Annotated in this window: 7 protein-coding genes; 1 reads left to right on the top strand and 6 read right to left on the bottom strand. The window is 41.8% G+C overall.

Annotation, left to right across the window (positions count from 1 at the left end; genetic code table 11):
• Positions 1-46: 46 nt before the first annotated feature.
• The 5 genes from OGM63_RS23220 to OGM63_RS23200 form a co-directional block, all read right to left on the bottom strand.
• Complete coding sequence (locus OGM63_RS23220) at positions 47-484, bottom strand: hypothetical protein (RefSeq protein WP_263748036.1); 438 nt, start codon at positions 482-484, stop codon at positions 47-49.
• A gap of 410 nt (positions 485-894) precedes the next feature.
• Positions 895-1755: a tRNA pseudouridine(55) synthase TruB gene (gene truB, locus OGM63_RS23215; RefSeq protein WP_263748035.1), complete on the bottom strand. Its 861-nt coding sequence runs from the start codon at positions 1753-1755 to the stop codon at positions 895-897.
• Positions 1756-1940: 185 nt separating this feature from the next.
• Positions 1941-3635 carry an alpha/beta hydrolase gene (locus tag OGM63_RS23210; protein WP_263748034.1) on the bottom strand — a complete coding sequence of 565 codons (1695 nt, stop codon included), beginning with the start codon at positions 3633-3635 and terminating at the stop codon, positions 1941-1943.
• 324 nt (positions 3636-3959) lie between these two features.
• Positions 3960-4877, bottom strand: coding sequence for a DMT family transporter (locus OGM63_RS23205; RefSeq protein WP_263748033.1), 918 nt, complete (start codon positions 4875-4877; stop codon positions 3960-3962).
• Positions 4878-5020: 143 nt separating this feature from the next.
• Positions 5021-6196 (bottom strand): GNAT family N-acetyltransferase, encoded by a 1176-nt coding sequence (locus OGM63_RS23200; protein ID WP_263748032.1) that lies wholly within the window; start codon positions 6194-6196, stop codon positions 5021-5023.
• Positions 6197-6365: 169 nt separating this feature from the next.
• Here OGM63_RS23200 and OGM63_RS23195 point away from each other — a divergent pair, with 169 nt between their 5' ends.
• The gene (locus OGM63_RS23195; RefSeq protein WP_263748031.1) at positions 6366-6758 is read left to right on the top strand and encodes a hypothetical protein; all 393 of its coding nucleotides are present in this window, start codon (positions 6366-6368) and stop codon (positions 6756-6758) included.
• Positions 6759-6989: 231 nt separating this feature from the next.
• Here the strand turns inward: OGM63_RS23195 and OGM63_RS23190 are convergent.
• Positions 6990-7432, bottom strand: a 443-nt coding sequence (locus tag OGM63_RS23190; protein WP_318528531.1) for a BRCT domain-containing protein, incomplete at its 5' end; no start/stop codon positions are given.

Here is a 7432-nt window from a genome sequence, read left to right as displayed (position 1 = left end):
AGTCTCGAAGGAGTCTCCCACACCACGCTTCCCCCAGCCTTAAACCCTACTTTGCTTCTGTAATCTCTAGAGTGTAAGGGAGATACCTGTTTTTGTGGTAGGAACCAATCCAAATTTTGTAAGTTCCAGGAAGCCATTCGCCAACAATGCCGGGATTTTCGCCGTCAAACTCATCATTACACCAGTTGCCGCCAGGTCCGATGACAACCAATGTAGTATCTTCCGGACTGTCTACTTCTAACTTCAGGTAGTCGAATCTAGTTGTTAGCTCCAAGGTATGATCTGGTTCTTCATCCACAAATCCAGTACAGGGACCTGTTGCAGTTTCTGCTCTCCCAGCGACTCTTCTCGCAGGTATGGAACCACCACTCATACCTCGAACTACCAAAGGATCTGGGGAAAACTTGCCGCCAACACGAATATCTCCAAATATAGGTGGTGGCACTTCTTGAGCATAAGCAACGGTGTTAATTGCTGATGCCACTAAAAGCGTAATTATCGTGAACGATAATTTTATCCCTCTATTTAGTAACGTTTTCGGCATTTTGTTTACAGGATTTTTCTAAGTGTTTTTAAAGACACTAATTTTACACGCCAAGTTCCCAAGAGGCGAGTAATTGACTACTGAATTTCAGTAGAACACAAACTTTTGCCCTGGATAGCGATCGCAACCCTAATGCAATAATTAGAACCCTGGGGATTGTCGAAAACTGAAAAATGGAACTATATCTCATTAATACTAGCCCGAATTCTCTGCGTCACGAGTGCGCTACCTGGTGCACCATGAGTGCGTTCAAATGTCAACCCTCAATTGCCACGATTTTAGGCAAAGCTGTACTTAGCGGCTTTGACAGAAATACGCGATCGCATATTGCAAAATCATCGCCTAGTAGTTCACGAAATTGGCTCAAATACCATTGTCGGAATCAACATATCAGCTTCTGTTTGGGCTATTCCTAAAAAACGGTTGTCTTCATGGTAAACTCGCACTGTTCCGGTAATATCTATTACAGCAACACGCTGTCCTTGACACCATTTTTGAGCAGATGTTGTGGTTAAGGTGATAGATGGTAAATGTTGTAAAGCTGCATCTGGGGGAGTTGGTTGAAAGGTTCCTGCTTCCAAGTCGCTAAAGGTGAGACTGTCCCAATAGTGAAAACCGCTGCTTTCGGTGCGTGTCAAAGCAGCGAGAGTACCCCCAGTTTGTAAAACGTGACCTAAATCGCGAGCGATCGCTCGAATATATGTACCAGATCCACAGGCGATCGCTACATCCAATTCCGGAAAATCTCCAGATCGCCAATCCAAAATTTCAATCTGAAAAATCTCAACTGTTCGCGCCGGCACATCCACTACTTCGCCTTTACGTGCCAAATCATACAAGCGTTTTCCCTCAACTTGAATCGCACTGTAACTTGGGGGAATTTGCTGAATTTTTCCTTCAAATTGTTTAAGTGCAGTTTCCACATCTGCTAAACTGACTGCACAAGGAACAGATGCGATAATTTCACCTTGCAAATCATCGGTTGCAGTCTGCACACCTAAGCGAATTGTCGCTTTGTAAGCTTTGTTCCCTGGTAGATACTGCAATAATCTTGTGGCTTTACCAAGTGCCATTGGTAACACCCCGGTAGCCGCTGGATCTAATGTTCCTGCGTGTCCCACGCGCTTGAGACGCAACAGTTTGCGCGTTTTCGCTACACAGTCGTGAGATGTCCAGTCAAATGGTTTGTTGAGATTTAGAAAGCCTTGCACAGATTTAGAAATTGGTTAATTGTTAGTTGTTATATTATGTCCTGATAATTAACATTAATAAAAATATTGCAACCCTCCTAGAGACGTTCGGTCCAACCCTCGTAGAGACGTTCGGTCCGGAACGTCTTTACAATTGTAAGTAATAAACCTGACATGATATTAGTAGTTAGGAATTTGAGATTAGTCTAAGGCTTTACTTCTTTCACCTCACGATTCAGTGCTTGGGCTAATTCGGTTGTCGTCAAAGACTGGACAAGGCTTAAACCGAGAGGCTGACTGGAAATGGTTCTGACGTAAGCAGCGTTTAGGTAAGGAATGTATTTTGAGGTTCCCACTACGTAAGTTTCCAAAAATGGTAAACTCAAAATACTTATGTAACGACGCGCTTGTGCTGGATTGTCGCCAACTATCGCTGAAGGTAATCCTACTTGTTCAGTGCTGTTATTGCTGGCGCCGATCGCCGAAAAGTGGGTTCCACCTTCAAGCACAACTAAATACTTTTGGGTGTTGGCAATCCAGGAAAAGGGCAGAATTTGTTCGTATAAAGCTGGGGCAATGGTATCATCACTGCTGCCAACAATCATTACGGGAGTTTGAATTTCCTTTAAGCCAGCTTCTCCGAAGATACTGCTAGTGATTGGATTAAGAGCGATCGCTGCTTTAACTCTCTCATCTCGCAAGTTATATTGATTGTTTGGCAATTCCAAAGCGCGACACTGAAGCAATAAAGACAGATTCCAGGTATCTTTTAATGCTTGTTGAGCACAGTCTTTTCCTAGTTTCTGAAAGTTAATTTTAGCACCAGCCAAGGCTAAAGCAGTGTAGCCACCAAATGATTGACCAATTACCCCAACTTGTTGCAGATTTAGCCGTCTTTTAAATCGAGAATCGGATTTGTTCCGCATCTCCAATTCATCAAGTACATGTTTGACATCTAAAGGACGATCAACAAATTCCTGTGGTTTTGCAGCTTCACTAGCACGTCCATCCAAAAGCGATCGCAGTTGTTTGGCATCGCTACCCGGATGATTGGGAACGACGACAGCAAACCCATAGGAGGCTAAGTGATTCGCTAAATATTCAAAGTTGCTGCTGTCTGAACCAACACCATGAGATATCACAATTACGGGTGCGGGTGTGGAAATATTGGGAAGGTAAACATCAGTCAGTAAAAGCCGATTGCGTGCTAAGTCAAAAATCTTTAGTGTCTGTTTATCTTTGACTATAAACTGTCCTTTGCGGCGTAAAGAAGGCAGTTGCGAGAGATTTACCGATGGTTGAATGGTCGCTGCTTCTGTATTAGACTTTTGGGAAACTGCGGCGATCGCTCGATTGGTTTCACTAACGAGTTTTTCCAGTTCTCCGGCTATCCCCAGGCTACGGGCTAAATCAATGTGAATGCTGCGACTGGGATATTTTCGTAACAAATTTAATAACGTTAAGCCGGACGGTTCCGCAGAAGCTAAAATCAGCGCTGAACGTAAAGCATGAAATCCGGGTTTGGGTTGACGAGATTCAGTTTTAATCACTTCTCCCAAACGTCCTAGAAGAAATTCTCCTTGGGGTGTGTAGAGAAATTGCGAAACCGCTACCGAGTTAACTTTGATTGGGGTGACTAAAGCACGACGTAACTCTTGAAGCTGTTGTGGTTGCAGATATTGCTGATAAACTGCCAAGTCGTCATCAATAACACCCTTTTTCGCGTAATCTTCCAAAGCATTGATGGAAATAGAACGCTGTAGAACTGAGTAAGATGCATAAATTCGCTCTGCTGCCCGTGCTGAATTACTCATCCCAAGTGTAGGCAGCAGCGTCGAGAGAACCAGCCATAGAAAGTTTTTTCTCAGGGTGCTAGTCCAATTACCAAACAAGCTGTTCATCGATCAACTGTTGAATGCTGATGTTGTGAGCGTGAGGCGTTAGCTTTGGTAGTTACGGACACCCTGGATGTTGGAAATTCGATTCGCCTCAGAAGTATTGATTTTTGTTTTTTTTCTAATTAAGAAATTAAAAATAAAATTTCTTGATAGTTCTTAACATAGGTCAAATTACCTAGCTACCCAGACATGAATTAACATTTATTAGGTAGCTATAACATCATAACAAATAATCAATTTACGCGCTTCAGTATGACAAATATAACAAGAAAAAAAACGATGAATTGAGAAAATAATCACGTAAATTTACTGACATAAAAATTTAGATTAATGAGATTTTCCTAAAGCGATCGCTACACAACCAGATACAACCAAAACCGCACCGAGTATGCCTGTCAAAGTTAGGCGTTCTGGCGCAATTAAAGTACTTGCCACAACTGATACAACTTCAACTGATATTAAAGTCACAATCGGAGCCGTAGCCAATACTGCACTTACCCGCGATGCTTCCCAATGCTCTAATGCTTCGGCAAAAGCCCCGTAAGCAATTAAAGTATTTAAAGCACAAAAAAACAACATTCCGCCATGCAACAAATCGAGTGTCAAAATTGTATTCGGATGAGCAAAGGGAGTGAATAATAAAGCACATCCTCCGTAAATAATCAGCATAATGCTGGCAGAAGATAAAGATTGTAATAACTGTTTTTGTGCTAAAGCATAAATTGCCCAGGCGATCGCTCCCAACACAGTTAAACTAGTACCGAAAAGATATGCACCACGCGCTGTAATTAAATTATTTAGTTGTTCGTGAAAGAACAACAAAAAACCAACAATCAGAACACTCACACCCAACCACTGACGCAATGTATAACGTTCGTTAAAAACAACTAAACCACCGAAACCTAATAACACCGGCGCTAGTTGAATGATAACTTCTGCGTTAGCGGGTGATGTTAACGCTAAACTTTGCAAAAAAAGAACGTAATTGCTAGCTAAAAAGATAGTAGCGATCGCTAACAGTTTCCAAGAAGCAGAACGCAGTTGTGTTAAGGTTGGTAATTTCCCTCGCACTCCCAAATAAACGGCAAGCAATGCAAATGACACCACAAAGCGAAACCAAGTAACAGTGTAAACATCTAGTGTTTGCAATGTTACCGCCAAAGCGATAGGTAGAATTCCCCATAAAAAAACGGTCAAAAGCGATAGCAGAAGTCCAAAACGCCAGCGACCGGAACTTTGATGCATAATTTTGTTAGTTAATTGTTAGTTGTTAATTGTTAGTTGTTAGTTGATGGTTGTTAGTTGGTGGTTGACACTTAACGGTTATCTACGCTTTCCACTAACCACTATCGACTATCGACTATCGACTATCGACTATCGACTCCCCCTTAAAAGAAATCTGCCATCCAAGGGGAGGAACCTGCAAAGATTTGTGTAGCTATATCTAGAGATGTTTCTGTACCTTGAAGTTTTCCGGTTATTTGCAATTGCTGCGGTGTAAATAAACCTGTGTAAAGCGGTGCTAATCCTTTGATGTCTAACTGTAACTCACCTTTTCCACCTTTTGTAACTTCACCGCGTCCGTTGGCAACAGATAAAATGAATTTACCATTGTTTTCGGCTATTAAGTCATCTTCAATTTCTAAATGTAGTTCAGTTTGAATTTTCTTTGGATAACCCCGCTTTTCTAACGCTTTAACAACATCTATCACGCGCAACATCCAACGGCTGATATGCTTTAGTTTGGCAGTTTGCTCTGGCAGTAATAATGTCAGAGGGTCAACTGGGGAACTTCTCCAGCGTATCTTGTCAATTTGCGATCGATGATTGGCAAGAAATGACCAGAAAGTTTGTGCAGCAGCAGTTGTCAGAACTACCCAATCCCGAATCCGCAGAATAGTATCGTCCTTGTCTGCGTGTTGGCTGAAGATGATATAGCCTTGAGGTTGGTCGGCTTCTCCTATAAGATAGGCGTAAAGCGGTTCTTTTTCCAATGGTTTGCTGACTCCCTCCCACATAAACTGATTGCGGTTTAAATATCCATTGTTCAGTGTTGCTTGCTTGTGGTGTAAGTCATGAAATACTTCAAGATTGATGGGAACTACAGGTTTAACAGGTAATAACTGCTCTCGAACCTGGATACTAAGAGCGGGAATTTCCCAAAAGCAAGCACTACCAGCTTGCTCATATCCAGCTTTGCGATACAAGCGTTGAGTAGCTGGATAAAGTACGGAGATGGGTACACCATTTTCATAAAGTTCTTTGACGGTGTGCTGCATTAAAGCGATCGCACCTCCACTTCCACGATATTCACAAGCAATGCCAACTGCGGCAATTCCCGTCATCGGTACACTGACACCACCCCACCATTGACTCATCGGAATCAGCGCTAGTCCCCCAACAACTTGCTCATTTTGATGGATGACGCGGAGGTTTTCTACACCAATGCGATTGATGTAGCTTTCGTTTTCACCGAGATCGATAAAACACTGCTTAAGAATATTACCTAACCGCAGAACATCTTCTGAATTGACATTCTGGCTATATTCAAATTGAGGCGTCATACAATTTACCGCCTAGTAACATGTAATTACAAGCATACTACGTTAGGTGATATTGCGATCGCACTCTTTCCTCGCTTGTATTATATTTATTGATGCGATCAGTGTTAGGATACAGTGAAAGATATTTTTTGTGAACGCGGTACGTCTTTTTAGACAAATTTGCTCGCTTATGAACCCAGAAAAGAAAAAGCGCAGAATTAATGAACTGATAGAGGAGATAAAAACTAATAGAAGTAATGAGGGTAGTTCTCGTCTAGCAATTGATGAATTAACAGAAATTGGAGAACCTAACCAAGAAGCTGTTGACGCTGTACTTGATTCTTTACGGTGGTGGTTCAATTGGGGAGATTATGACAATACTTACCTGGCGATTTTACATTGCCTGGGAGTTATCGGTCTGGGGAACCAAAATGCTGTTGATGCCTTGGAGCGCTCTATGCATGGAAATACTTGGCCTAAAGCAGCTATGGAAAACTTACGCAAACTGGCGCAAAATGGCGATATTATGGCTCAATCCGTCCTCAATAAAGATGAAACTCGCAATCGCTTAAACAAATTATAAATCAATTTTGCGAATCAATATAGAGCCATCGGTGAGACTTTAAGATAAAGTGCCTTTTTCCACCTCTTCAACTCCCTCTAAAAACTCCTTAGGAATAACCACACCTTTTTCTGTCACCTTTAGTTTCATAAACTCCAGATGCTATCAATTCTATACTTAAAGGATACAGTACTCAAATAAACCTGGGATTTTAATTTTCTAAATGTACGCTTCTCTTTTATTAGCGGTTCCTCACTCCATCAATTCCAACAAATCCGCTTCACTTAACTGCATAATTCCCAAACTTTGCGCTTTTTCTAATTTAGAACCTGCATCTTCTCCCACAACTAAATAATCTGTTTTTTTACTCACGGATTCGGTAACTTTGCCACCATTTTTCTGAATCAAGGCTTTCGCTTCATCCCGTTTCAAAGTTGGTAGCGTACCCGTGATTACAAAAGTTTTCCCCACGAACTTTTGATTATCCGATGTCAGGGTAACTTCCCTAACAAGTTGTAACCCCGCAGTTTGCAACCGTTCAATTAAAGTTTGATTTGCAGCAATGTGGAACCATTGGTAAACAGATTGAGCAATTTCTGCACCGATACCGTAAATTCCTTCGATATCTGATTGTCTTGCTTGTGCTAATTTTTCCACAGTGGGAAACCTGTCGTTTATACACATCTGACGCTGCC

Source organism: Plectonema radiosum NIES-515 (genome assembly GCF_025753815.1).
Taxonomy (GTDB): Bacteria; Cyanobacteriota; Cyanobacteriia; order Cyanobacteriales; family Nostocaceae; genus Hassallia; species Hassallia radiosum_A.
Note: the sequence above shows the minus strand (reverse complement) of the source record. Positions and strands in the feature narration are given on the sequence as shown.